The sequence below is a fragment of the Corallococcus sp. Z5C101001 genome, from assembly GCF_007352635.1.
Lineage (GTDB): Bacteria > Myxococcota > Myxococcia > Myxococcales > Myxococcaceae > Corallococcus > Corallococcus silvisoli.
Genome location: NZ_VKLU01000012.1, coordinates 19252 through 41881 on the forward strand (window position 1 = coordinate 19252; position 22630 = coordinate 41881).

The 22630-nt window shown below is 69.5% G+C and carries 24 protein-coding genes; 16 read left to right on the forward strand and 8 right to left on the reverse strand.

Annotated features, from left to right (window positions below; genetic code table 11):
- Positions 1-21: 21 nt before the first annotated feature.
- Complete coding sequence (locus FOF48_RS25755; RefSeq protein ID WP_143905631.1) at positions 22-201, reverse strand: hypothetical protein; 180 nt, start codon at positions 199-201, stop codon at positions 22-24.
- 247 nt (positions 202-448) lie between these two features.
- On the opposite strand from FOF48_RS25755, the gene FOF48_RS25760 reads away from it, so the two are divergent.
- Positions 449-1333, forward strand: coding sequence for an NAD-dependent epimerase/dehydratase family protein (locus FOF48_RS25760; protein WP_143905634.1), 885 nt, complete (start codon positions 449-451; stop codon positions 1331-1333).
- Positions 1334-1369: 36 nt separating this feature from the next.
- Here the strand turns inward: FOF48_RS25760 and FOF48_RS25765 are convergent, their stop codons facing one another.
- Positions 1370-2032 carry a TetR/AcrR family transcriptional regulator gene (locus FOF48_RS25765; RefSeq protein WP_186002071.1) on the reverse strand — a complete coding sequence of 221 codons (663 nt, stop codon included), beginning with the start codon at positions 2030-2032 and terminating at the stop codon, positions 1370-1372.
- A gap of 105 nt (positions 2033-2137) precedes the next feature.
- Between FOF48_RS25765 and FOF48_RS25770 the strand changes: the two genes are divergently transcribed.
- The gene (locus FOF48_RS25770) at positions 2138-3124 is read left to right on the forward strand and encodes an NAD-dependent epimerase/dehydratase family protein (protein WP_143905638.1); all 987 of its coding nucleotides are present in this window, start codon (positions 2138-2140) and stop codon (positions 3122-3124) included.
- A gap of 98 nt (positions 3125-3222) precedes the next feature.
- Entirely contained in the window at positions 3223-3855 is a 633-nt protein-coding gene (locus FOF48_RS25775) for an NAD(P)-dependent oxidoreductase (RefSeq protein WP_161666845.1), read from the forward strand.
- A gap of 68 nt (positions 3856-3923) precedes the next feature.
- Here FOF48_RS25775 and FOF48_RS25780 read toward each other — a convergent pair whose 3' ends face one another.
- The gene (locus FOF48_RS25780) at positions 3924-4238 is read right to left on the reverse strand and encodes a hypothetical protein (protein ID WP_143905642.1); all 315 of its coding nucleotides are present in this window, start codon (positions 4236-4238) and stop codon (positions 3924-3926) included.
- A 103-nt stretch (positions 4239-4341) separates the two neighbouring features.
- Positions 4342-5289, reverse strand: coding sequence for a LysR substrate-binding domain-containing protein (locus FOF48_RS25785; RefSeq protein ID WP_143905644.1), 948 nt, complete (start codon positions 5287-5289; stop codon positions 4342-4344).
- A gap of 124 nt (positions 5290-5413) precedes the next feature.
- On the opposite strand from FOF48_RS25785, the gene FOF48_RS25790 reads away from it, so the two are divergent.
- Positions 5414-6328: a DMT family transporter gene (locus FOF48_RS25790; protein WP_143905646.1), complete on the forward strand. Its 915-nt coding sequence runs from the start codon at positions 5414-5416 to the stop codon at positions 6326-6328.
- Between the two features lie 143 nt (positions 6329-6471).
- Positions 6472-7863: a hypothetical protein gene (locus FOF48_RS25795; protein ID WP_143905648.1), complete on the forward strand. Its 1392-nt coding sequence runs from the start codon at positions 6472-6474 to the stop codon at positions 7861-7863.
- Between the two features lie 83 nt (positions 7864-7946).
- Here FOF48_RS25795 and FOF48_RS25800 read toward each other — a convergent pair whose 3' ends face one another.
- A complete protein-coding gene (locus FOF48_RS25800; protein WP_143905650.1) occupies positions 7947-8474 on the reverse strand; it encodes an ureidoglycolate lyase in 528 nt (175 codons plus the stop codon).
- A 362-nt stretch (positions 8475-8836) separates the two neighbouring features.
- On the opposite strand from FOF48_RS25800, the gene FOF48_RS25805 reads away from it, so the two are divergent.
- Positions 8837-10054 carry an MxcI protein gene (locus tag FOF48_RS25805; protein ID WP_143905652.1) on the forward strand — a complete coding sequence of 406 codons (1218 nt, stop codon included), beginning with the start codon at positions 8837-8839 and terminating at the stop codon, positions 10052-10054.
- Between the two features lie 31 nt (positions 10055-10085).
- Positions 10086-10715 (forward strand): MXAN_6652 family MXYO-CTERM-anchored protein, encoded by a 630-nt coding sequence (locus tag FOF48_RS25810; protein ID WP_255442667.1) that lies wholly within the window; start codon positions 10086-10088, stop codon positions 10713-10715.
- A 150-nt stretch (positions 10716-10865) separates the two neighbouring features.
- Here FOF48_RS25810 and FOF48_RS25815 read toward each other — a convergent pair whose 3' ends face one another.
- The gene (locus tag FOF48_RS25815) at positions 10866-11603 is read right to left on the reverse strand and encodes a class I SAM-dependent methyltransferase (RefSeq protein ID WP_143905656.1); all 738 of its coding nucleotides are present in this window, start codon (positions 11601-11603) and stop codon (positions 10866-10868) included.
- 198 nt (positions 11604-11801) lie between these two features.
- Here FOF48_RS25815 and FOF48_RS25820 point away from each other — a divergent pair, with 198 nt between their 5' ends.
- The 5 genes from FOF48_RS25820 to FOF48_RS25840 all read left to right on the forward strand — a co-directional run bounded on the left by FOF48_RS25820 (position 11802) and on the right by FOF48_RS25840 (position 15047).
- Positions 11802-12665 carry a hypothetical protein gene (locus FOF48_RS25820; RefSeq protein WP_143905658.1) on the forward strand — a complete coding sequence of 288 codons (864 nt, stop codon included), beginning with the start codon at positions 11802-11804 and terminating at the stop codon, positions 12663-12665.
- 100 nt (positions 12666-12765) lie between these two features.
- Positions 12766-13485, forward strand: coding sequence for a DUF1775 domain-containing protein (locus tag FOF48_RS25825; RefSeq protein WP_143905660.1), 720 nt, complete (start codon positions 12766-12768; stop codon positions 13483-13485).
- 22 nt (positions 13486-13507) lie between these two features.
- Positions 13508-13705: a hypothetical protein gene (locus tag FOF48_RS25830; RefSeq protein ID WP_143905662.1), complete on the forward strand. Its 198-nt coding sequence runs from the start codon at positions 13508-13510 to the stop codon at positions 13703-13705.
- Between the two features lie 93 nt (positions 13706-13798).
- Positions 13799-14392 carry a hypothetical protein gene (locus FOF48_RS25835; protein WP_143905664.1) on the forward strand — a complete coding sequence of 198 codons (594 nt, stop codon included), beginning with the start codon at positions 13799-13801 and terminating at the stop codon, positions 14390-14392.
- Between the two features lie 304 nt (positions 14393-14696).
- Entirely contained in the window at positions 14697-15047 is a 351-nt protein-coding gene (locus FOF48_RS25840) for a hypothetical protein (protein WP_143905666.1), read from the forward strand.
- 39 nt (positions 15048-15086) lie between these two features.
- Here FOF48_RS25840 and FOF48_RS25845 read toward each other — a convergent pair whose 3' ends face one another.
- Positions 15087-16580, reverse strand: a complete 1494-nt coding sequence (locus FOF48_RS25845) for a DUF1570 domain-containing protein (RefSeq protein WP_143905668.1) — start codon at positions 16578-16580, stop codon at positions 15087-15089.
- Between the two features lie 232 nt (positions 16581-16812).
- Here FOF48_RS25845 and FOF48_RS25850 point away from each other — a divergent pair, with 232 nt between their 5' ends.
- From FOF48_RS25850 to FOF48_RS25865, 4 genes are all read left to right on the forward strand, one after another.
- Positions 16813-17499 (forward strand): hypothetical protein, encoded by a 687-nt coding sequence (locus FOF48_RS25850; RefSeq protein WP_143905670.1) that lies wholly within the window; start codon positions 16813-16815, stop codon positions 17497-17499.
- 292 nt (positions 17500-17791) lie between these two features.
- Positions 17792-19054 (forward strand): CmlA/FloR family chloramphenicol efflux MFS transporter, encoded by a 1263-nt coding sequence (gene cml, locus FOF48_RS25855; protein WP_186002072.1) that lies wholly within the window; start codon positions 17792-17794, stop codon positions 19052-19054.
- A 145-nt stretch (positions 19055-19199) separates the two neighbouring features.
- Positions 19200-19712, forward strand: coding sequence for a hypothetical protein (locus FOF48_RS25860; RefSeq protein WP_143905674.1), 513 nt, complete (start codon positions 19200-19202; stop codon positions 19710-19712).
- A 90-nt stretch (positions 19713-19802) separates the two neighbouring features.
- On the forward strand, positions 19803-21461 hold the full coding sequence (locus FOF48_RS25865) for a hypothetical protein (RefSeq protein WP_143905676.1): 1659 nt from the start codon (positions 19803-19805) through the stop codon (positions 21459-21461).
- Positions 21462-21626: 165 nt separating this feature from the next.
- On the opposite strand, the gene FOF48_RS25870 is transcribed toward FOF48_RS25865, so the two are convergent.
- Positions 21627-22625, reverse strand: a complete 999-nt coding sequence (locus FOF48_RS25870; protein ID WP_143905678.1) for a thioesterase domain-containing protein — start codon at positions 22623-22625, stop codon at positions 21627-21629.
- Positions 22626-22630: the final 5 nt, after the last annotated feature.

Here is a 22630-nt window from a genome sequence, read left to right on the forward strand (position 1 = left end):
CACGCGCTGAAGCCCAGGGCCCTAACGCTTCACCGCACGGGAGGCCGTCGGGGCCGCGGCCTTCCGTGCGCGGCCCTTCGTCGTCGCGGAGGGCCGCGCCCCCGGGCGGGCGAACGCGTCGGACACGAAGTCCACGAACACGCGCACGCGAGGCGACAGGTGCCGGCGCTCCGGGTGCACGATGAACACGCCGGGCCTCACGGACTGGAGCCCCCTGATGTCGCACGCGAAGGGGCCGGGCACGTCCACCGGCGTTCCGCTCAGCCGCCAGGGGACACGCGGGCCTTCGCGCAGGTACGCGAGGCACGCGTGATGAGGCGCCCAGTCCAGCGAGGGGCTCCTGGATGAGGGGCCTTCGCGAACTCCAGGAACAGGACATGTGCTTCACACGCCACTAGCTCTCCCTGGAGGAACAGCGCACGTTGGTGCCCATCCACGGGAGCGGAACATGAAAGTCTTTGTCTTGGGGGCGACGGGGTACATCGGGGGTTCGGTGGCGGTGCGGCTGATGACCGCGGGGCATCAGGTGGTGGGCACCGCCCGGACGCCGGACAAGGCCCGGATGCTGGGGGCGCGGGGCATCCAGGCGACGGTCGCGTCGTTCGACGACCTGGACGTGCTCGCGCGGCTGGCGAAGGCGTCCGACGCCGTCATCAACGCGGCGTCCGCGGACGAGCGCAGGCCGGTGGAGGCGCTGCTCGCCGCGCTCAGGGGCACCGGCAAGCGCTTCATCCACACCAGCGGCTCCAGCATCGTCGCCACCGACTCGCGCGGCGAGTCGACGTCCGGGGTGCACGACGAGGACACGCCCATCGAGCCCGTCCCGGAGAAGGTGGCCCGCATCGCCTTGGATCGGCGGGTGCTGGACGCCGCGAAGGAGGGCATCCACACCGACGTCATCTGCCCATGCCTCATCTACGGTCAGGGGCTGGGCCTGAACCCGGACAGCGTCCAACTGCCGCCCCTCATCCGGTACGCGCGCGAAACGGGCACCGCGCGCTACATCGGGAAGGGGGAGAATGTCTGGTCCAACGTCCACATCGAGGACCTGGCGGACCTTTACCTCTTGGTGCTGGAGCGAGCCCCGGCCGGGACGTTCTTCTTCGCGGAGAACGGCGAAGCGAACTTCCGCGACATGGTGACCGCCATCGGCAAACGCCTCCACCTGCCCGTGGACAGCCTGCCGGTCGCGGAGGCGGAGGCGCGCTGGGGCGTGGAGCTGGGGCGGCTGGCGCTCGCGTCCAACAGCCGCATCCGCGCGAAGCGGGCGCGCGCGCTGGGCTGGAAGCCACACCGGCCCTCCGTGTTCGACGTCATCGCGGAGATGAAATAGGTCCGCGTCCCGGTGCCGCCTGGGCGGTGGAGCTGCCTAGCGGGAGCGGCGCGCGGGCCGAGAGGGCCGAGAGGGCCGAGAGGGCCGAGAGGGCTTCGCCTCGTCGCGCACGAGGGTCGCGACCAGGGTCCGCGCCAGGACTTCCGCCGGCGCGCCCTGGAACCCGGAGCAGGTGAGCTTGAGGCTGATGATGCCGTGCAGCCCCGCCCAGAACACCTCCGCGAGCCGCTCCGGGGGCGTGGCATCCAGCGTCTGTCCGGCGGCCTGGAGGTCCTCGAAGGTCCGTACCAGGAGCGCGAAGGACTTCGGTCCCGCGCCCTCGTGGGTGTCCTGGAAGAGGGCCTCGGACAGCCTCGGGTCCTCCATGAAGACGAGGCGATACGTCTCCGGGTGCCCCAGGCCGAACGACAGGTAGGCCTGGGCCAGGCGTGACAGCCGCTCCACCGGAGCGTCCACGGCGGCCGCGGGCTCCAACCGCGCAAGCAGCTCCTGGAAGCCGCGCACGACCAGCGCCCGCGCGATGGCGTCCCGGTTCTCGAAGTGCAGGTAGAGCGTCGCGGGGGCGTACTCCACCGCGTCCGCCAGCTTGCGCATGGACAGGGCGGCGAAGCCCTCCTTCGTCACCATGTCGCGCGCCACCTGGAGGATGTGCTCCCGCAGCTCCGCCCGCTGGCGCTCCTTGCGCTCCGAGATGCCCATGTCACGAGTGTAGGACTTGACGGGACGAACGGCCAGCAATAAATGAACGGTGTTCACAGAACGGTGTTCATAAAAAGTTCATCCGTTCATTCCAGGGAGGACGACATGGAGACGGTCGCGTTGTTCGGCGCCTCGGGCGTCATTGGGCAGAGTGTGGCGCGCGCGCTCCAGGCGCAGGGGCGTGGCTACCGGGTGGTGGGGCGCTCGGCGGGGAGCCTGCGGCGGGAGTTCGGCGCGGATCCCCGAGCGGAGATCGTCCCCTGGGATCCCGAGGACGCGGCGTCCATCCGGGCCGCGGCGCGGGGCGTCCGGACGCTCATCTACATGGTGGGGGTGAACTACTGGCAGTTCCACCTGCACCCGCAGCTGATGCGCCGCACGCTGGACGCGGCCATCGCGGAGGGCGTGGAGCGGGTGGTGCTCATCGGCACGGTGTATCCGTACGGGCTGCCGCGCACCGCACCGGTGACGGAAGCCCATCCGCGCGAGCCGAACAGCTACAAGGGCCGCATGCGCAAGGAGCAGGAGGATCTGCTGCTCGCGGCGGACGCGGCGGGCTCCCTCCAGGGCACCATCCTCCGGCTGCCGGACTTCTACGGCCCGGGAGTGGAGCGCAGCTTCCTGCACCGCGCCTTCGTCGCCGCCGCGCAGGGCAAGCGTGCCCAGCTCATTGGCCCCATCGACACGCCGCACGAGTTCGTCTTCGTGGATGACGTGGGCCCCGTCGTCACGGCGTTGATGGACACGCCCGGCGCGTACGGGCGCTTCTGGAACCTGGCGGGCGCGGGCGCCACCACGCAACGCGCGATGGTGAAGGAGATGTTCGCCCAGGCTGGCCGAGCCCCGAAGGTGCTGCCGATGGGGAAGGGGATGGTGCGGCTGATGGGCCTCTTCGATCCCTTCATGCGGGAGCTGGTGGAGATGCACTACCTGCTCACGAACCCGGTGCTGCTGGATGACTCCGCGCTGAGGGGGCTCCTGGGCCCGGTGCACAAGACGTCCTACGCGGAAGGCATCCGCCAGACGTTGGCGGCCCTGCGCGCGCCCCGGAAGGCGGATGCACACGCGGCGCCGGTTCCCTCCGCGACCTGATGCTGGGGAGCACCGAGGGCAACAGTCCATCTGGCCCATGATTGATGAAGGGGACGCGTGGGGCCTACCTTCCCGGGCCTCAAGCGGAGGGGAACGGTATGCGCATCGCGGTCATTGGGGCATCACAGGGAACGGGCGCGCTCGCGGTCCGGACGGCGCTGGAGCGAGGGCATGACGTCACGGCCTTCGCGCGCAGTCCGCAGAAGCTGGTGCTGGAGCACCCGAAGCTCACCCGGCTGAAGGGGGACTTCCACCAGCGTGCGTCGGTGGATGAGGCGGTGCGCGGGCAGGACGCGATCCTCATCACCGCGTCCTCGAACCTGAAGGCGTTCAAGGACAACCCGGACTACTTCACGCAAGGCACCGGGTACGTCATCGACGCGATGAAGGCTCATGGCGTCCGCAAGCTGGCGGTGCTGAGCGCGCTGGGGACGGGTGACAGCCGGAAGCTCCTGAACCCGGTGCTGGGCGCGCTGCTCGCCTCGTTCATCCTGAAGCTGCCGTTCGAAGACCACGCGCGGCAGGAGCAGCTGGTGCGCGCCAGCGGGCTGGATTGGGTCATCGCGCGGCCGGGGCGGCTCACCGACGGCCCCGCCCACCGGCGATACGTGAAGAAGACGGCGCTGGAGAAGGTCCCCTTCGCCATCTCCCGGGCGGACGTGGCGGACTTCCTCGTGGAGGCCGTGGAGACGGACACCTGGGTGCGGCACGCGGTCCAGATTGGCGGCTGACCGTCGCGCCCGGAGACACCGGTACGGCTGCGAGGCCCGGAGGTGTCGTCCGGGCCTCGCGAAGCAATTCAGCTCCCGGCGGTGAGGGCTTGTTCCATCGCCGGATGCGCCTCGCTGCACACCTGCGAGGACTCCTTGGCCTGATGGGCCTCGTCAGGTGTCACGGAGGCCACGGGAGCGGAGGTGTCCACCGGGGTGTTCACGCAGGCCATGCCGGTGTACTGCCCGCACGTCGTCCAGATGCGAGCCCCAATGGCACATGCCTCATCGCACGAGCTGAAGAAACAGACGTCGTCGCACTGGGGGGGGAGTGCGAGGGCCACCGAGGGCGTGAGCGACAGGACCGCCGACATCGTCAACAAGGACTTCACCAGCGTGCGCATGTGTTCTCCTCGTGAGAGTACAGCACGGTCAGTGTGGGCTTTGTTTCATGATGTGTAAATGGCTGTTATTGCGTGGGTTTGATGACACCCGGGCGTGGGTTTGTCATTGGGGAACTTTCCGTCGGGACGGTGCAACGCCTTGCGTCGCCGAGGGGCGCGGTGCGTCGGCGTTGTCGCGCTGAGACAAGAGCCAGTCGAAGAAGATCCGCGCGGCAGGGCGGAGTCTCCGGTGCGTGGGGTGCACCACGAAGTAGCTCGCGCGCGTGGGCACGGTGGGCCCGGCCAGCCGCAAGAGCTGCCCATCCGCGAGGTAGGGCGTGGCGATGGTCTCCCGCGCCAGCGCCGCGCCCAGGCCCTGGGCCGCGGCCATCAGCGCGCCGGTGGTGTCGCTGAAGCTGTAGCGCTCCTCGAACCGCGCGCCGCGCACCCCCGCGGCCCGGAACCAGTCCTGCCAGCCCTGACGCGACAGGTCGGCGATGAGCGGCAGCTTCGCGACGTCCTCCGCCGCGCGGACGTGGCTGACGCCGGCCAGCCGCGCGGAGGCCACGGGGAACAGTGCGTCATCCATCAGGTGATGCGCGCTCAAGCCCGGCCAGGGGCCCTGGCCGTAGCGGATGCCCAGGTCGGGCCCGCCCTCGTCGAAGCGGGTGAGCGCCATCTCCGTGTCCACATGGAGGCGGATGCCGGGATGCAGGGCGGTGAAGTGAGGCAGGCGGGGCAGCAGCCACGCGTACGACAGCGAGTGCAGGGTGGTGATGCGCACCACGGTGTCGCCATCCCGGGTCAACCGCAGCCCCGCGAGCACGCTGTCCATGTCCGACAGCGCGCTGCTGGCGGCGTCCGCGAGCTGACGGCCCTCGGTGGTCAGGGCCACGCCCCGGGCATGCCGCTGGAACAGCATGACGCCCAGCCGGTCCTCCAGCTTGCGGACGTGGTGGCTGACCGCGCTGGCGGTCAGGTGCAGCTCCTCCGCCGCGCGGGCGAAGTTCTGGTGGCGGGCGGCGGACTCGAAGGCCGCCAGGGCGGGGAGCAGTTCGGTGCGCAGGGTCATGGGCTCGAGCCTCAAATCTGGCTCATGTCTGGCACGGAAAGGATGCGCTTGTGAAGCGAGGGTGGCGGCGTGAAGAGAGGCCCTGGCAGAAGCCAGATTCCTTCCTCCCTCCAGGGGGCCCGCCATGAGTGCATCCGGTCTCACCCATCCCCACGCCGTGTCTCCCTCCCTCAACCGGGCGTGGCTCACCCCGCTGGAGCTGGGCGGCCTGGCCGCCATCTGGGGCACGCCGTTCCTGTTCATGCGCATCGCGGCCCCGGCCTTCGGGCCGCTGCCCCTGGTGGAGCTGCGGCTCGCGCTGGGCGCGGCGGTGCTGATGCCGTTCCTCTGGCGCGCGCGCTCCGCCCTGCGCCCCGGGCTCTGGCCCCGGCTGGCGCTGGTGGGGTTCATCAACGCGGCGGTTCCCTTCGCGCTGTTCGCCTGGGCCGCGCGGCGTGCGCCCGCGGGCGTCGGGGCCATCACCAACAGCATGGCGGTGCTGTTCACCGCGCTGGTGGCGTTCCTGTTCTACGGCGAGCGAATCGGCCCCCGGCGCGTGGTGGCGCTCCTGGCGGGCTTCGCCGGTGTGGTGGTGCTGGCCAGTGGCAAGGCGGCGGGTGAGAGCGTCGCCCAGGCCGCGGCGGCGGGGACCACGGCTGCGTTCCTTTACGGCATTGGTACGAACATGGTGCGCCGCCACCTCGCGGGACTGCCCGCCGCGGCGGTGGCCGCCGCGACGTTGGCCTGCGCCGCGCTGCTGACGCTGCCCTTCGCGGTCGCCACGTGGCCGGCGCGGCCCATTGGCGCGGGGCCGTGGTCGGCGGCGGCCGCCCTGGGCATGCTCTGCACCGGGTTCGGGTACGCGATGTACTATCGCCTCATCCAGCGCATCGGCGCGGCGCGCGCCGTCGTCGTCACCTACCTGGTGCCGCTCTTCGCGGTGGCTTGGGCCTGGTTGCTCCTGGGGGAGCCGCTGACGTCCTCCATGTTCGTCGCGGGCACGCTCATCCTGGGGAGCGTCGCGCTGGGGCAGCAGCCCGCCGCACCGAAGGGGACATGAGGCTTCAGGACCGCCCGAGCTCCCGCGCGAGCGCGTCGACGGGTTGCTGCCGGGCGGAGCTGCTGGCGATGGCCAGGTGGGCGCTCCTTGAAACCTGGCCACAGCTTGCGTGAGATACGGGCTTTTCCGAAAGGAAGGTCCAGATGCGCTTCGTGATGGTGCTGGGCATGGTCGCAGTGGGCACCGGCTGCGCGCATGCTCCGTCGGCCGTCGGTGAGGGCGGACCGGGGCAGGCTTCCGCGGTCCAACGGCTCACGAAGGAAGCGGAGCAGGCTTACAAGGCCCTCGACTTCGACGGCTGTGCCAGGGCCTTCCGTGCGTCGGCGGAGGTGGACACGGACGTGGGCGCGCGCGCCGAGTCCTACTATCGCTCCGCGGGCTGTGCGTCGCTCGCGGGCCACGCGGACGCGGCGGTGGAGGTGCTGAAGCGCGCGGTCCAGGGGGGCTACTTCGACGCGGATCATCTCCAGTACAACCCGGAGCTGGTGTCGCTGCACTCACTGGCCGCGTGGGAGGGGATTGTCGCGGAGGCTCGCGCGAACCTCGCGAAGGCGCCCGAGGCGCCGTTCCCGGTTCCGACGCTCGCGGGCCTGGATGCCTTTGGTTCGCGGAAGGCGGACCGGGAGGGGGTCCGTCAGGTGCTGGGGTTCGAGGTGGGAAAGCCCATCGTGTTCAGCGGGGCGCTCGTCTCGCTGAAGGAGGCCCTGCTGCGCGAGCGGTATGGACTGTCCTTCGTCCGGTTGGGGATGACCCTCTTCTTCGCCGAGGAGCGCAAAGGCACGGCCTTTGTCGTCGCGGACATGGTGGACGCCGAGGATGCGTCCCGGCTGCGTTTCCTCCCGGCGCCCAAGGGGCATCCCCCGGATCCGGAAGGGCTGGTCGCCCGGTGGCTCGAATACGAGCAGCGCCTGTTTCAACTCCAGATGCAGGGGAAGCTCGATGATGCGTCCAGTTGCCGGATCGCGCACTGCCTTGGCGGCTTCGGGCATCCGGACCTCGCGAGCTTCGAGCCCGAGTTCATCGCGAAGGTGCCGAGGAACCTGGACGCGCTGACGGCGGTGCTGGGTGACGACGCGGACGCGGACCGGCGGGGCGCCGCGGCGTTCCTGCTGGCCTACGCGCCCACGGCCGAGGAGACGGTCCGGAGGTTGGTGCCCTGCATCCGCGACGGCTCCGACGGTGTGCGCAACAGCGTCCTGCGCGTGCTGACGGCCACGCAGGAGGCCGCGAAGCTGCCGATGGTGGACGTGGCCACGGTGGTGGACGCGGTCTCGTTGCCGACGACGATGGACCGCAACAAGGCGGTCTACCTGTTGTCGTACCTGCTGGAGGACCTGGCGCCGGAGGTGCTGAAGGCGCAGCGGGCCGGGCTCATCCGGCAGTTGGGAGAGACGCTGGTGGCGATGTCCGCGCTCCAGCAGCCCATCAACCGCGACCCCGCCGTGAAGGTGTTGAAGCAGCTCTCGGGCGAGGAGTACGAGAGCGCCGAGGAATGGCGCGCCTGGCTCGCGCGCCAGCCAAGGACGACGGGGTAGGGGCCGCGACTCAGGGGCCAGGAGCTGAAACCCAGTGCTCCGTTGGCTCAAGCGAGATTCGCATCCGCAATCCGGAGGCTCCTTCAGTCCGCGACGACGACGGAGACGGGCGTGGAGAACGGGCGCACGACGCAGTCCTCCTCGCCCCCGTCCTCCCATGCGAGCATCGCGAATTCGGCCGGGGCATCGAGCGCGACGATGGGGTGATGCCACACGCCCCGGTGGTAGTTCACGCCCTGGCCTGGACCGCAGACGAACGCGACAAGTCCCTCCAGGTCAGGGCCTCCGGTGGGCGCCGTTGGCGCGACACACACCAGGAAGCGCGCGCAGCGCATGGGCAGGAACGCCTGGCTCGACTGGGGGTGGTGTTCGAGCAGCTTCACGGTGAAGGGCAGCGCCTGTGGCACCGAACGAAACACCGCGAGGTTGGGCTTGGCGCCCGGCCGGCCGTTCTCCAGTCGCGCCGACCAGTCGAAGCGCACCGCGGTGCCCTGGTTCGCGGCGGCGCCGGCCTTGAGGCCCGCGGACACGACGTCACCGAATGGCGCGAACGCCTCCGGTGTCAGGGGGCGGGCGACGAGCGTGCGGAGTGGGGCGGAGCCGTCCTTCATGGGGTGACTATAGGCGGAGACCCGGCGGGAGCTGCGCTCCCTGTCCAGTCCCTTCCAGCAGAAGCCAGCGCGTTGCTCATGTCTTCGAACCGAGGAACGCGGTCGTGTTCGTCGCGGACCAGGCCGAGTGCTCGGTCCCGTGTGTGAAACATGAGTCCATCCTCGACCGCCGAGGCATGGAGCCAGGGTCCAGGGTAACCCAAGGTTGTCCGGATTCGGCGGGAACGCATCCCTTTCTTGACATCTCGTGTCTGCGTCCTTATTGGGTTGAAAATGAGAATGCGTATCATCTTCATTTCCGGGTCCCCGTCCCGGGTGAAGCGCCGCGCATTCCATCCCCCCGTTCCAAGAGGACATCGCCGATGAAGCATTCGTTTGCCTTGCGTTCCCTCCCACTCTCCACCGCGGCGCTCGCCCTGTCCCTGTTCGTGGGATGCGGCGACTCGGGAGAGGAAGGAACCGAGAATGAAGGCCCGCTGTATGCCATCACCACGCAGTTGCTCGTGGCTGACCCCGTGGAGAGCTACGTCGTGGTGACGGCGAAGGCCGAGCAGGCCGCGTCGTTGTCGCTGGACGGCGCCATCAAGGTGTCCGGCCGGGCGCTCGGCGTGGGCATTCCCAAGTCCGGCTCGGTCTACGTGGTGAGCGACGAGAGCGCCACGGTGACGCGCTACACGCTCAACAGCCGCGGCGCCCTGGAGGCCGCGGGCACCGTGAGCTTCTCCAGCCAAGGGGTGACGTCGCTGGGCGAGTACCAGGCCAACTTCCAGTTCGTCTCGGAGACCAAGGCCTACTTCTTCGACGGCGCCACCGCGCAGGTCGTCATCTGGAACCCCTCGGCGATGACGGTCACGGGCTCCATTCCGCTGGACTCGCTCGTCATCCCGAACACGATCATGGCGTTCTCCGGGGCCGTCGTGCGGACCGGTGGGCAGATCCTCATGCCGGTGGGCTGGCGTCCGGTGACGGGCGTCAACGTCACGAAACGGGCGGGCGTGGTCGCCATCAATACGGCGACGGACGCGGCCACCTTCGCGACGGATGACCGGTGCGGCTACACGCACGACGCCGCCCTGGGCTTGGATGGCAAGGTCTACGTCGCGACGGAGGCCTACGGCGCGGCGGTGCGCCGGGTGGTGGGCCAGGACGCGCCGGAGCCCTGCCTGCTGCGGTACGACCCCCAGACGCACACCTTCGACCCGAGCTTCTACCAGTCGCTGGACGCGCTGGTGGGCGGCGGCACCGCGGGGGCCCTCATTCCGGGCGCGCAGGGGACCGCGTACGTGCGCGTGCTCGACGAGAGCCTCGCGCCCGTGGCGGAGGGCACCCATCCTCGCACGGTGGCGAGCGGCACCGGCTGGCAGTGGTGGGAGCTGAAGCTCGACACGTTGAAGGCGACGCGCAGGAGCGACTTCCCGTCCACCTCCGGCAGCGTCTTCCTCTTCGAGTCGCAAAACCAGACGCTCTACACGGAGTTTGGCGCGGGCGCGGCGTCCACGACGCTCCACGTGCTGGGCGACAGCGGCAAGCCCACGGTGACGACGCAGGGGCTGTCCTTCTCCTTCCTCCAGCTGCGCTAGCGCCAGGCTCCAGACCATGCACGGAAATCAGATGCGTCATCCGCTCCGCGGCGCCGGCGTGTTTGTCGTCGCGCTGCTGGGGGCGGCTCCCGCCTTCGCCACCAGCACGGGCATCACCGGCCAGTCGGGCAAGGACGGGGTGACCTGCAGCACGTGTCACAAGGGCGGGGAAATGCCCACCGTCGTGCTGGAGGGGCCCACGACGCTGGAGCCGGGGGCCACCGGCCAGTACACCTTCATCATCCGGGGTGGGGCCGCGAAGACGGGTGGGGTGGGCATCGCCGTGGACAGCACGGCGGCCAACCTCCAGGCCGGCACCGGAATGAAGAAGCTGGGCAACGAGCTGACCCATACGGCGCCCCAGGCCTTCACTGGCACGGAGCTGCGGTTCAACTTCTCCCTCGTCGCGCCCTCCACCGACGTCACGCTCACGGTGTTCGGCGCCGGCAACTCCACCAACGCGGACCAGGGAAGTGACGGGGACCGCGCCGCGTCCACCAAGCTGAGCGTCAAGGTGGGCAACGGTTCACCTGTCGTGGATCCCGTCCCTGGCGGCGAAGGCGACGGGGGTGGGGGCTGCACCGCCGCGAGCAGCGCTCCGGTCTGGGCGCTCGCGCTGATGGCGCTTCCCCTGGCCGCGCGCCGCCGCCGCCAGCGCTGAACGGTCCGCGGCGCTCTCGCGGCACGGAGCCCCTTTCCCTGGTGCATGGGGAAGGGGCTTCACCCCGGGCGCGGGGAAGGCGGCGCGGCCCCAGCCGGGAACGCGTGGGCCTTCGCGGCTTCGAACACCGTGGCCTTCACGGGGCCCGGTTCACCGCTCGCAGCGCAGTGCGACCGCGTGCGGGTTGTCGAGGTAGTCCTGCCAGAACGCCTGTCCGTACCGGGCGATCCCCTCGGGCGCGCACTCGGGGCGCATCCAGGTGAGCGTGTGGAAGCCCGCCTCTCGCAGCGCCTGCTCGTGCGTGGCCTGGCTCCAGTAGGAGAAGTGGATGGTGAAGGGGCTCTTCGTGTGCAGCTCCGCGGAGATGGCCTGCCCATCCCGGGGTGACACAGGGAAGTCCAACATCGTGATGCCATACCGGGTGCTGTTGGGACCCTTCGCGCTGAACCCGGGATTGAACGCATAGGTGACGAAGCTGCCCCCTGGCTTCAGGTGGGCATGGATGTTCCGGCACATCCGCAGCATGTGTTCGGGCGAGTGCGCGTAGTGCAGGAGATAGACGGCCGTCACGCAATCAAAGGTGCCCAGCGGAGACATGTCGGCCACGTCCGCCACGTGGTACTCGATGCCCAGCGGTTGTTCCTCTTCGTGCCGCCTGGCGCCGCGAATCATCTCCTCGGAGATGTCCACGCCCACCACCCTGCTGGCGCCGCGCGCCTTCAACTGCCGCGTGTAGAGCCCGTCGCCACACGCCAGGTCGAGGACCGCACGGCCCTGCACGGCCCCGAGCGCCTTGAAGAAGGTGTGGCCTTCGATGGACTCCGAGCGCACCGGCAGGACATCCCAGTCCGCGACCTTCTCCCCAATCTGGTCATATTGCGCCGACATTTCCCTCGACCTTTCCCTGCAATGCCAAAGGCGCCCTGGCGCCAGCCCCGCGGCACGACAGTCCATGCGGGGCGGGCATCGTGTCACTGGGACTGGCGCGGCGTCGATGCGGCATCCCTTCACGCCTGCGCGCATTTGCCACAGGGGGGAGGGGGGCGGGGGCGTGTTAAACGCGCGCGCGAAAGGATGAGGGACACCATGACGAGGACGCATCGCGGGGCGCTGAGCCGGGGTTGGATGTGGGGCCTGCTGTTGTGCGGCGCGCTCGGCTGTTCGGGGACCGACGAGGGTGGGGGCGGGAGCGACGCGGGCACCGACCTGGGACCGGATGAGCTGCCCTGTGACGTGAAGGCCGTGGTGGCGGAGCGCTGCGCGTACTGTCACACCACGCCCCTGAAGGGGAGCGCGCCCATGGCGCTGCTCGCGCGCTCGGACTTCCAGCGCGCCTCCTCGGTCAATGCCCTGCAGAGCGTGGGACAGCGCAGCCTGGAGCGGCTGGGCAGCGCGGCGGCGCCCATGCCTCCGAAGTCGGAGCCGTCCCTTCCAGACGCGCAGCGCGCCGTGCTCACGGCGTGGCTGGAGTCGGGGATGCCGGCGGGGACGTGCGGAAGCCTGCCCGCCGGCCCGGCCCCGACGACTTGCTCGAGCGGGAGCTTCTGGAGCGAGGCGAGCGGAACCGGCGCCAGCATGGCGCCCGGACATGCGTGCCGGAACTGTCACCTCCAGCAGGCGCCCTCCGTGGCGTATTTCTTCATGGGCACGGTGTACCCGACGCTCCACGAGGCGGATGGGTGCGACCCCCGGTTGGCGTCGCCGTCCGAGGTGAAGGTGGAGATCCTGGATTCGCAAGGGCAGACGCGGCTCACGCTCACGCCCAACGCCGCGGGCAACTTCATGTCGAACAGCCTTCAGCCGTCCTTCCCGCTGCCCTACCGTGTGCGGCTGGTGGGGGCGGATGGCCGCTCGCGTGAGATGAGCACGCTCCAGACCAACGGGGACTGCAACACCTGTCATACCGAGCAGGGGGCCAGCAACGCGCCGGGGCGCATCGCCCTGCCGTGAAGTGTTGCCGGGGAGGGTGCTGCGACAATTGACCGCATCCGGGGATGACAGGGAGGGCTGCTATCCGTACGGCTTCTCCTCTTCCTTCCTGGAGTCACCGATGAAGTTTCCCCTGGGGCCGCTGTGCGTCGTCGCGGGTTCGCTGCTGTCCACCACGGCCTTCGCGCATGCGGCGGTGGCGGGTCCCACTCCGCCGTACGCGGGGGGCTCGTTCGATGCCGACTTCACCGTGAGCCATGGCTGTGACGGGGCGGACACGTACCGGATGCGGGTGCTCATCCCGGAGGGCGTGACAGGGGTGCGGCCCGTGGACTCCACGTTCGGCAAGGCGGAGGTGGAGAAGGACGGCGCGGGCAACGTGACGGCGGTGGTCTGGACGAAGGCGCTGGGGGACGTCAAGGCCGCGGACACGCACTACTTCCATCTGGGCCTGCGCTTCAAGCTGCCCGCCAAGCCGTTCACCACCGTGTTCTTCCCCACCGAACAGACGTGCCGCACGGCGGCCGGCGTCGAGACGACGGTGGCCTGGACGGGCACGAGCGGCGGTGAACATGGCCATGACTCGGATGCGGGCACGGCGCCCGCGGAGAACCCGGCCCCCTCGCTCTACCTGTTGCCCACGCGCCTCCCGGGCTGGAACCAGTACACGGTGGAGGAGCACGTGCACGACCTCACGGTGTTCAAGGACGCGCTCATCGTCTGGTCCGGCACGCAGGCATACAGCTTCAACCCCGTCACCCAGGCGCTCATCCAGAAGGAGCCGGGCACCACGCCGCTCACGGAGATCCACCCGGGCACGGTCATCTGGGTGAAGTATTAGCCGCGGCCGGGAGACAGCGACCATGCGCCACTGGCTCTTCGTGATGTGTCTTGGGGTCTTCGCCGGCTGTTCGGACAAGGCCCCCGTGTCGCCTCCGCCTGCTGTCGACGCGGGCTCGGATGATGGAGGCGTGACGCCCTCCGGCCTGGACCGTCCTGACACCTTGCCGCGTCCGCCCGGGGACCGGTTGCCGGAGGACCTGAAGCCGCCCGGCCGGTAGCGGATTTGGAGGGTTCCTCGCGCGAGGGGGAGCCGTGGCTTCCAGCGCCAGGCCTTGCACGATAGGGTCATGCGACCTTCGAAGAGGTCGAACGTGGCGAGTGCGAATTCTGGGTTGCTCGTGGCCGCATGGGTCGCGTGGGGAGGGCAGGCCGCGTCCGCGCCGCGCCCGGAGCCAGCCACTCCACCGACGGAGTCCTCGACAGCGGGGGACTCCGAGGAGCCGGTCGCGACGCTGCCGCCCGCCGCGTTCAAGGCGCACCCCGTCCAGGTCTACACCGGGCCCCTCGCGAAGCCGGACGTGGCAGGGGGCGACGCGGAGGTGAGGCTTTACCGGACCCGCCTCCGCCGTGCCGCCGCGGCAGGGGTGACGTTCGGAGGGCGGTACGGCGTGATGCTCAGTGGCTGTGGCACCGAGTGCCTCTTCGGGTTCGTCATCGACGAGACGAACGGCCACATCCGGGCCTTGCCCGTCAGCGGAGAGCGCTACCGACTGCTCCAGCTGGCCTTCCGCCCGGACAGCCGGTGGATGCGAGCCATCTGGAGAGGGGGCTCGCTGGATGTACCCGAGACCTGTGCCCTGCGGGACTTCGTCATCGAGGCGGGCCGGTTCCGGAAGGTGAAGGAAGCGGTCCTGCAGGGGGCCTGTCCGAGAATGGATTTCGAAACCGGCGAAGCCGAGCGCTGAGCCAGACCCCGGCCTCGACTCCCAGAGGTGACATGCAAGTTCATCCCAGGAGAGGTTCCCGATGTCCCCGCTGTGGTGGCCTCATCGGGGAGGTCCGGCTGGAGTGGGAGCCTCTTGGGGAATGGTTCTCTCTTTTCTGTCTGTCATGTGACTTCGTGGAACGGGCCCCGGTCGTGGGCTCGGTCTACGAGGGGCTCCCCGTCTGGACGCTGAGCATCCGATGGCGTGGTGAGACCGCCACACTGAAAGACGCGGCGCTCCTGATGGGGTCCAAGAACCTGGAACCTCGCGGTACCTGGAGCAGGTGTTCGCATACGTCAGCGCTGAGCTGACCGCGAAGGTGTTCGAGGAGACGCCTCGGCGCATCCGGCTCTTCGGAAGCCTTTCGACCTTGCATGCGAAGGACCTTGAATCGCTCTTCGCCACGGTCGGCCCGGACGCGCCCCTCCTGATGGACCTTTCGAACCTGGAGGGGATGGGCACGTTCCTTCATCCGCTCTTCGCGAGGTTCCACGCGCGCACGGGGTGCACGGCCTGGTGGGTGAGCGGTCCCGCCGAGAAGCACCTGATGGACGCAGGGATTCCCAGGGGGGCGCTGTTCCAGGATCTTGAGTCGGCGCGTGCGGCCTCCGGTCAGGGGCGGACGGCACGGTGATGCGGGGGCCCGCGCTGGACGGGCCCCCGGAGGAGGCCGCTACTCCGGCTTCGCCGAGGCCGAGGCCGGGGCGCACTTCGTCTCATACAAGGTGATGACCTGCTTGAACTTCTGGCGCGCCGTGTCCGGGGCCTGCTCGTGGAGCATGTCGAGCGCGCGACGCGCCATGGCCACGGCCTCCTTGCACCGTCCGGACTGGAAGAACAGCGCGGCCTGGGTGTTCAGGATGCCGGCGTTTCCCGGCATCAGTCGCACCGCGCGCAGGGCCGGCGCCAGCCCCTGCTGGGGCTGCTGGATGCGCGCGTAGTACCAGGCGAGCTCGTTCTGGACGGAGGGACTGTCCGGCAGCAGCTCGGCGGCGCGCTTGCGGGCCTGCTCCTGTGGGGCGGACAGCTCCCCTTCGGCATCCAGCGCGTCGGCGAGCAGCGCCCACGCGAGGCCATCCTCCGGATGCGTCTCCACCAGCAGCCGCGCGAGCTTCAGCCGTTCAGGCTTGTCCAATCCCTCGGCCCGCAGTCGCTGCGCCTCCACGTGGGTGGGGTCCTCCTTCAGCGCCTGCGCCAGCTCCAGGTCCGTCTTGCGCTGGCGCTCCTCCGGGGAGGTGTCCCCTGGCGCCTGGGTGAAGAGCAGGGCCCGGATGACGTGCACGTCCGCGGGCGCGAGGTCGCGCGTCTGGGTTTGGGTGGGGACGGGCGGCAGGGGCTGGGTGGAGATGACGTAGCGCCCCAGCTGCACGTACTGGGTGACGGCCTCCTGGAAGCCGGTCGCTCCTTGGAAGGCGGCCGCGAAGGCTCGCTTCGGCTCCTCGCCCCGGGACAGCTGATCCTGGAAGGTGCCGAACCGGTCGCCGTGCTCATTGATGAGGTAATGCACCCACAGCCACGCGGAAGCGTAGTGGCGCTGGAGCTCCGCGGAGCTCTGCTGGGTCTGGCCGTCCCACTGCCACAGCTCGTCCAGCGTGAGCCAGCCGTGCTCGCGGACGTAGCGGAGCAGCGGCCGGCTGGCCTGACCCAGGACCACGTCGCGGTTGCTGGGCTTGATGGTGACGGTTTGCAGATACGAGGCGAGGCCTTCCGCCACCCAGCGGGGCTGGCGGGGCAGGGCGAAGGCGCTCAGGTAGTGCGCCATCTCATGCGCCTGGGTCTCCTTGTCACCAGGGGCGTCTGGCAACAGGTAGCCACCGCCGCCCGTCATCACCATCCGCGGCCCGTCCGGAGTCTGTCCCGCGAAGCCCGCGTACTGGCCTTGGGTGAACTCCTCCATGTCGCGGGGATTGCTCAGCAGGATGACGTCCACCGTGCCCGGAGGGTCGAAGTCCGGTCCCCAGGCCAGCAGCAGCGCCCTGCGGAACGCCTCCAGCTCCACGGCGGTCTGGGACGCCGCCTTCGGTTCCAGGTTCGTGCGCAGGCGGAAATGCGTGCTGCGGACCTCGCGCCAGGGTCGACCTCCCTCGGCCGGGCACAAGGCCCGGCTCGCCGCGCAGCCCGAGAACAACGTCAACGCCAGCCCCCAGATCCCCAATCGCAAGCTCATGCGCGCGGCTTCTGCCAGAACGCTCGGCTGAAGGACAGAGGCCTTGGGTGAACGCCCGGGGTGGACATGAAGTGGTTTCGATCTGGAGCGATCTCCCGTGCCCGCTTCAATCGGGCTTGACGGGTGCAATCGCCGTGAACCAGGAAAAAGGGTTGGAACCTGGGTGAGGGGCGGGACGTACAACCAGCTCACGGATTTCCGTGAGCTGTCTCTCCTCGCTCGATGAGTCCCCATGATCCCCTGTCGTGCACCCCTCCTCCGCGCCGCGCTGCTCACAACGATGGCGGTCGCCACGCTCTCCGGCTGCGTCCCAGGTCTCGCGACGTCCAACCCGACCTACTTCACCGGCGGGAAGTGGACCCAACTGGACGGCCCCTATGCGCTCACCCCTCTGCTCGCCTGTGCCTACCCGGCGGATAACAACGAGAAGGTCAGCCGCAACATCGAGGACTACGTGGCGCCGGCGATCTGGAGCGCGTACGGCCAGGACGTCTCCCAGGCCAAGGTCAAGAGAATGAAGGGTGACAGCGAGTGGTGCGAGGCCCTCCAGAACATCGCCACCGACAATTTCAACGTCCCGCCGAGACTGAAGAAGGAGCTGGCTGAGTACGTGAAGCGGTCCGGAGCCAAGGGCGTGATCATCCCGGTCGCGAACCTGTTCCGCTCCCCGATCCAGAAGGAGATCCGGTCGGCGGACGGGACGCAGGTCGCGACCGTGGATACCGAGCGCTTCAGCGCCGATGGCACCGCGCTCTTCTATGTCCACTACATCAACGAGAGCGGAGAGCTGCTCTACACCGAGCGCGCGGGGAGCGCGGGCGTTGGGGGGTTCGACGACCAGCTCCATCACATGCGCGACAGCGCGGCGGCCGTGGCCAGGAGACTGGCGCAGAACGCGCCGCCCGTCGGCCTCCAGTAGCGCCACTCCCAACCCTGCGGCACCCGCACCGGTGGGCTGCTCGGCCTGGCTCCCCACGGGTGCGGGCCGGTGCCGCGGCCCGCTGGCTCGCGGCGCTCCGGGTGATTGAGCAGCGTGGTCGCGGCTGCTAACCTCACGCCCGCTTTCGTGCGCGGACACGGCGCACGCCGGAGCCAACAGGATGGGAAACTCCAAATCCGCAGATGAGTGAGCCGCGGCGACACGTCAACCGTTGCCGCGGCCATCTGCCCCAGCTCATCCCGGTCCCCGTGGAGTGGCAGAGCGCCGCCAGATGTTCCTCATTTGTGCGGATGCGATCGTGCCTGACCCGAAATCCTTGTCGTGGAATCACTCCGTGCCAGCAGCGCTGTGGCTGATGGCTCCCTTCGACCTCCTGGCCTCGCTGGCCATGGACATCTACCTGCCCGTGGTTCCGGCGATGGCCGGAATCCTTGATACCTCTCCCACCCTCATCCAGCTCACGCTGAGCCTTTACATGGCCGTGCTTGGGCTTGGACAGGTGGTGTTCGGTCCGGTCTCGGATCGCATCGGCCGGCGCCGGGTGTTGCTGGGCGGTGCGTTGTTGTTCGCGACCGCTTCGTTCCTGCTCGCGGGGACGTCCAACGCCGCGCTCTTCGTTGGCTTCCGGCTCCTGCAAGCGGTAGGGGCCTCCGCGGCCCTCGTCGCCACGTTCGCGACAGTCCGGGACGTGTACGCGGAGCGGCCCGAGAGCGCGGTCATCTACAGCTTGTTCAGCAGCATGCTGGCCTTCGTTCCGGCGCTTGGTCCGGTCGCCGGGGCCTTGCTCGCGAAACACTTCGGATGGCGAGCCATCTTCATCACGCTCGGCGTCCTGGCGACGGCGGCGATGCTGAATGCCTTGCCAAGGTGGCACGAGACGCGTCCGGCCGGCGGGCCTCACCGTGGGGCCGCGTTCAAGCCCATCCTGCGCAGCGCCACGTTCTGGACGTACACCCTGGGCTTCAGCGCGGCGATGGGGGCCTTCTTCGTGTTCTTCTCCACCGCGCCCCGGGTCCTCATGGGGCAGGCTGGCTTCTCGGCGTTCGGGTTCAGCCTTGCCTTCGCCACCGCCGCGCTCGCGATGATCGTGACGACGCGCTTCGCGAAGCGTTTCGTGGCCCGCTGGGGGCTGGCGGGGAGCCTCACCCGAGGGATGCTCCTGTTGTTGCTGGGCGCCGCGATGCTGGCCGCCGGACAGCTCCTCGCGGCCCCGTCATTCTGGACATTCATCGTGCCGATGTGGGTCATCGCGGCGGGCATCGTGTTCGCCGCCTCCGTCACCGCCAATGGCGCACTCCAGGACTTCGGCGCCGTGGCGGGGACGGCCGTCGCGCTCTACTTCTGCGTCCAGAGCCTCATCGTCGGGGTCCTGGGGACGCTGATGATCGTCATGCTCGACGGTGACACCGCCTGGCCCTTGGTGGGATACGCATCGTTGATGGCATTGATGACGTTGATGTCCCTGCTGCTGCTTGGAGTCCGGCGGCGCGCTCAGGGAGCGCCCGAGTCAGGCGCGCCGCCCAAGGCCAGCTGAGGCTTGGTCGTTCGCGGAGTCGGGCCGCGCCGGAAGGCATTCCCTTCCGGCGCGGCGCCATGCGGCGCTTCGCCGCGGCTCGACTTCATCGTTGGCTGCGTTTGCCCGGTGAATGGGCAGTCAAGTGCATGGTAGAGAGGCGCCCATGAACCTCTCGCGATGGTCGATGACGTGCCTGGGTGTTTCGTTGCTGATGGGGGCTGGTTGTGGCGGGAGCCGGAGCAACTCCAAGGTCGACCTGTCCCAGATGGGACCATCCATCAATGCCAAGCGCTATGCGAACCTGGAGAAGATCGCCGCCAGGGATCTCAAGTGTGCCGCGGAGCTGACGCCGAACTATCTCGGGGAGAATCAGTATCAGATGCGCGGTTGTGGCTCTGAAGGGGTCTACGAGCTGCGCTGCCGGATGGGCCAGTGCACCTGGATTCCCGACGTGAGGTTCCGCGCGGAGTTCGACCTGTCGTGTGAGCGGACGAACCTCACGGTGTCCAAGTTGGACCCGGTGACGGTGGGAGTCACCGGCTGCGGAATGCGGGGAACCTACAGGGCGATTCGGGCGGGGCATGGCTTCTCCTGGGTGCTCAATTCCCCTGTGACCCAGGTGATGGAGGCCGCGCCCGCGGTGGCTCCCACTGACAGCGCGACGCCCACGGAGTGACGGGATGGGGTGCTGATGAGATCATCCGCGCGGCGAAGGGGGCGAGGCGTCGCGCTCGTATTCCCTCGGTGGATTCCATAGGCTGCCTCGATGATTCCAGCTGGGCTGATTGTCTTCCTCGTGGCGGCGGCGGCCGAGCCGGAGCCGGCGGTGTTGGAGCAGCGGGCTGCTCGATTTCTGCAGACGCAGGCCGCGGCGGCAGGGCAACCCGAGCCGGTGCTGGATGAGGTGCTCGTCCGGGCCGCGAGGCGTCTGGCGAAGCGGGCGCTGGGCGCCGGGGCGGCGCGGGCTCCTGATGCGCTGACGGCAACGGATGCCATCAGCGAGGAAGGCGGCGCCGACATCGTGGTCTCCACCGTGGCGGTGCATGCGGGAGTTCCCTCCCATGCGCTCGAGCTCCTTCAAGAGAACCCGGAGCTGCGCAAGGCTGGAGGCACGCACCTGGGCGTAGGGGTGGCCCTCGAGGGTTCGCAGGTGGCCCTCGTCGTGATGAAGACGGACCGTCGGGTCCAGCTCGAACGCTTTCCCCGGGCCCTGTCGGCCTCCGACCAGGGCGTGCGCCTGTGTGGTGAGCTGCTGCCTCCGCTGAGCGCACCGAACGTCGACGTCTCCCGTCCGGATGGAACGGTGACCCGGATGAAGCTGCTTCCGGCCCGCACGGCGCCCTCTGGCCGAGAGGTCCAGGGGGTCGGCTTCGTGCGGCAGCGCGACCTGCCGGCCCCCACCGAAACGCGGTCCTTCTGCGTGGAGCCGCGGTTCTCCCAGCCGGGCGTCCACACCGTGACGGTGACGGGAGGGGACGGCCCACGCCTCAACGTTGGCGGCGTCTTCCGGGTCCGGGTGGGCGCGTCGGCTCCGGCCCCCGCGGAACCGGCAGGACTGGCCGAGGCCCGCCTCGGGATGCAGGCCCGCATCAATGCGTTGCGCTCCGCGGCCGGGCTCGTGCCCGTGAAGCGCGACGGGCTCGTGGAGCGAGTGGCACAGGCCTACGCGGACCGGATGGTGCGGGAGGGCTTCTTCGGCATCGAGGCACCGGACGGCACTTCGGCGCGCGACCGCCTGCCTGACGACAACCCCACGTGTGACTACGTCCCGCAGGATGCCAGCGTGGACCAGCGCCGCAACGTCGATCTGGCCGCGACGTGCGACGCCCGCGAGACGGATCCGCTGTGGGGTGGGCAGAACGTGGGCTGGGGCGCCGGCGCGCTCGCGGCGCACTTCAGCCTCGAGACCACCGCCGAGGCCCGCCGCAACCTCCTGGAGCCCGCGATGCGCTTCGCGGGAGTGGGGCTCGCGTGGCGGGAGGTCGAGGGGCGGCGCGAAGCGCTCGTGGTGGAAGTGCTGACCCGGCGTCCGCTGGACTCCATGAAGGGCGGCGCGGCCACGCCCGAAGCCCTCTCCTACCGGCTGCTGGCGAGGCTGCGGCCCGCCACCCTCCGCGCGCTGAAGCCCAACGCCGTCCTGGCGAAGCTCGCGGCGGAGGTGGCTCGGAGCAGCCAGCCTCCCGGAGAAGTCACCGACCCGGCGCTGTACGAGCGGGCGCTGAAGGCCCTCCCCGGCGCCGAGTCGGTGGCCATTGAAGTGCATGCGGTCGAGGACCCCCTGGGGCTGCCGCGCTCGCCCTGGTTGATGGATGCGAGCCTGACGCACGTCGGTGTGGGCGCCCAGCCCGCGGGCGTGCCCGGTGGCGGACCGAACGCCGCCCGGGTGGCCATCATCTACGCCAGGGTCCCTGCACCACAGCGGTAGCCCTACGACAGGCTCGAGGGCTTCCTCTCAAAGGTGCCGGGGCTCACCGCGCGCGGTGCCTGCAACGACCACGACGACCTGCTCTTCGCCGTCCAGTAGCACCCGCACCGGTGGGGACGCCGCGCTCGCGCCCCCGCCGGTGTAGCGCCGGTGTCACTGAGGCCCTCAGGTCCGAGCGTCCAGCGCCTCCAGGCAGGCCTTCACCTTCGCCGCGAGGCTCTGCACGTGCGGGGGCTTGAGCAGGGTCATGTGGTTGCCGTCGATGGCGTGAACATCCACGCCGCCCTGGGCCAGCCTGCCCCAGCCCCAGCTGGGGTCGCGGCCATGCAGCGCGGAGTCCGCCCGTGTGCGGAAGAGCGTGACCCGCCCCGTGTACGGCCTGGGCTTGTAGCGGAACACCGCGGCGCTGTTCATCGCGTACGCGTTCAAGAGCGGGCGTAGGCTCGGCGTCTGCTCGGCTCCGGCCTGGAAGTCTGAGGAGCCCGCTCGCATCTCACGCAGTGTCGAGCGCACTCCGCGCACCCGGGTCTGGACCCAATCCGGAACCGCGGCGAAGCGGCTGCGCGACGTCTCCGCGCTTCCCTGGGCCTTCGGGGGCGTCCGCTGCTCCCGCAGGTAGACATAGTCAGACGCCAGACTCCAGATGTCGCGCGCCACGGAGTACCCGAAGCGGGAGTAGGTCGTCACCGTGCCCGCGCCCGGTGCCCAGGTGTCGAAGAGCCCGAGGAAGCGGACCTCCTGCCCCTGCTCGGTGAGCTGACGCGCCATCTCGTACGCGGCCATGCTTCCGAAGGACCAGCCGCCCAGGAAGTAGGGGCCCGTGGGCTGTACCTCCCGGAGCCGCTGCACGTAGTAGGCGGCGATGTCCTCCATGGTCCGCTGCGGGATGAGCGCCCCGCTGTCCTCGAAGGACTGGATGCCGAACATGGGCCGGTCGAGCTGCAACGCCGCGGACAGCTCGTAGTACGGGAAGATCACCCCGAGGATGGGGTGGACGAGGAAGAAGGGCTCCCGGTGGCCCTTCACCCGGATGGGGACGACGGGAGGGACGGCGCGGCCCAGCGGGGCCTGGCCGCCGACGCCTTGCTTCTGCTTGAGGAGCTGCTCGAGCAGCTGTCGTTTGACCGGGGACAAGCTCTCCGGGGTCTTGGCGGGGTTGTTCATGGGCT

What these genes read in the sequence shown, in the direction of transcription:
- FOF48_RS25770 (WP_143905638.1), top strand. Translation starts at nt 2,138, where the DNA reads ATGGAGACGGTCGCGTTGTTCGGCGCCTCGGGCGTCATTGGGCAGAGT.
- FOF48_RS25815 (WP_143905656.1), bottom strand. Translation starts at nt 11,603, where the DNA reads ATGTCGGCGCAATATGACCAGATTGGGGAGAAGGTCGCGGACTGGGAT.
- FOF48_RS25760 (WP_143905634.1), top strand. Translation starts at nt 449, where the DNA reads ATGAAAGTCTTTGTCTTGGGGGCGACGGGGTACATCGGGGGTTCGGTG.
- FOF48_RS25795 (WP_143905648.1), top strand. Translation starts at nt 6,472, where the DNA reads ATGCGCTTCGTGATGGTGCTGGGCATGGTCGCAGTGGGCACCGGCTGC.
- FOF48_RS25805 (WP_143905652.1), top strand. Translation starts at nt 8,837, where the DNA reads ATGAAGCATTCGTTTGCCTTGCGTTCCCTCCCACTCTCCACCGCGGCG.
- FOF48_RS25800 (WP_143905650.1), bottom strand. Translation starts at nt 8,474, where the DNA reads ATGAAGGACGGCTCCGCCCCACTCCGCACGCTCGTCGCCCGCCCCCTG.
- FOF48_RS25810 (WP_255442667.1), top strand. Translation starts at nt 10,086, where the DNA reads ATGCGTCATCCGCTCCGCGGCGCCGGCGTGTTTGTCGTCGCGCTGCTG.
- FOF48_RS25830 (WP_143905662.1), top strand. Translation starts at nt 13,508, where the DNA reads ATGCGCCACTGGCTCTTCGTGATGTGTCTTGGGGTCTTCGCCGGCTGT.
- FOF48_RS25850 (WP_143905670.1), top strand. Translation starts at nt 16,813, where the DNA reads ATGATCCCCTGTCGTGCACCCCTCCTCCGCGCCGCGCTGCTCACAACG.
- FOF48_RS25765 (WP_186002071.1), bottom strand. Translation starts at nt 2,032, where the DNA reads ATGGGCATCTCGGAGCGCAAGGAGCGCCAGCGGGCGGAGCTGCGGGAG.
- FOF48_RS25785 (WP_143905644.1), bottom strand. Translation starts at nt 5,289, where the DNA reads ATGACCCTGCGCACCGAACTGCTCCCCGCCCTGGCGGCCTTCGAGTCC.
- FOF48_RS25790 (WP_143905646.1), top strand. Translation starts at nt 5,414, where the DNA reads ATGAGTGCATCCGGTCTCACCCATCCCCACGCCGTGTCTCCCTCCCTC.
- FOF48_RS25845 (WP_143905668.1), bottom strand. Translation starts at nt 16,580, where the DNA reads ATGAGCTTGCGATTGGGGATCTGGGGGCTGGCGTTGACGTTGTTCTCG.
- FOF48_RS25820 (WP_143905658.1), top strand. Translation starts at nt 11,802, where the DNA reads ATGACGAGGACGCATCGCGGGGCGCTGAGCCGGGGTTGGATGTGGGGC.
- FOF48_RS25865 (WP_143905676.1), top strand. Translation starts at nt 19,803, where the DNA reads ATGATTCCAGCTGGGCTGATTGTCTTCCTCGTGGCGGCGGCGGCCGAG.
- cml (WP_186002072.1), top strand. Translation starts at nt 17,792, where the DNA reads ATGTTCCTCATTTGTGCGGATGCGATCGTGCCTGACCCGAAATCCTTG.
- FOF48_RS25780 (WP_143905642.1), bottom strand. Translation starts at nt 4,238, where the DNA reads ATGCGCACGCTGGTGAAGTCCTTGTTGACGATGTCGGCGGTCCTGTCG.
- FOF48_RS25825 (WP_143905660.1), top strand. Translation starts at nt 12,766, where the DNA reads ATGAAGTTTCCCCTGGGGCCGCTGTGCGTCGTCGCGGGTTCGCTGCTG.
- FOF48_RS25775 (WP_161666845.1), top strand. Translation starts at nt 3,223, where the DNA reads ATGCGCATCGCGGTCATTGGGGCATCACAGGGAACGGGCGCGCTCGCG.
- FOF48_RS25860 (WP_143905674.1), top strand. Translation starts at nt 19,200, where the DNA reads ATGAACCTCTCGCGATGGTCGATGACGTGCCTGGGTGTTTCGTTGCTG.
- FOF48_RS25870 (WP_143905678.1), bottom strand. Translation starts at nt 22,625, where the DNA reads ATGAACAACCCCGCCAAGACCCCGGAGAGCTTGTCCCCGGTCAAACGA.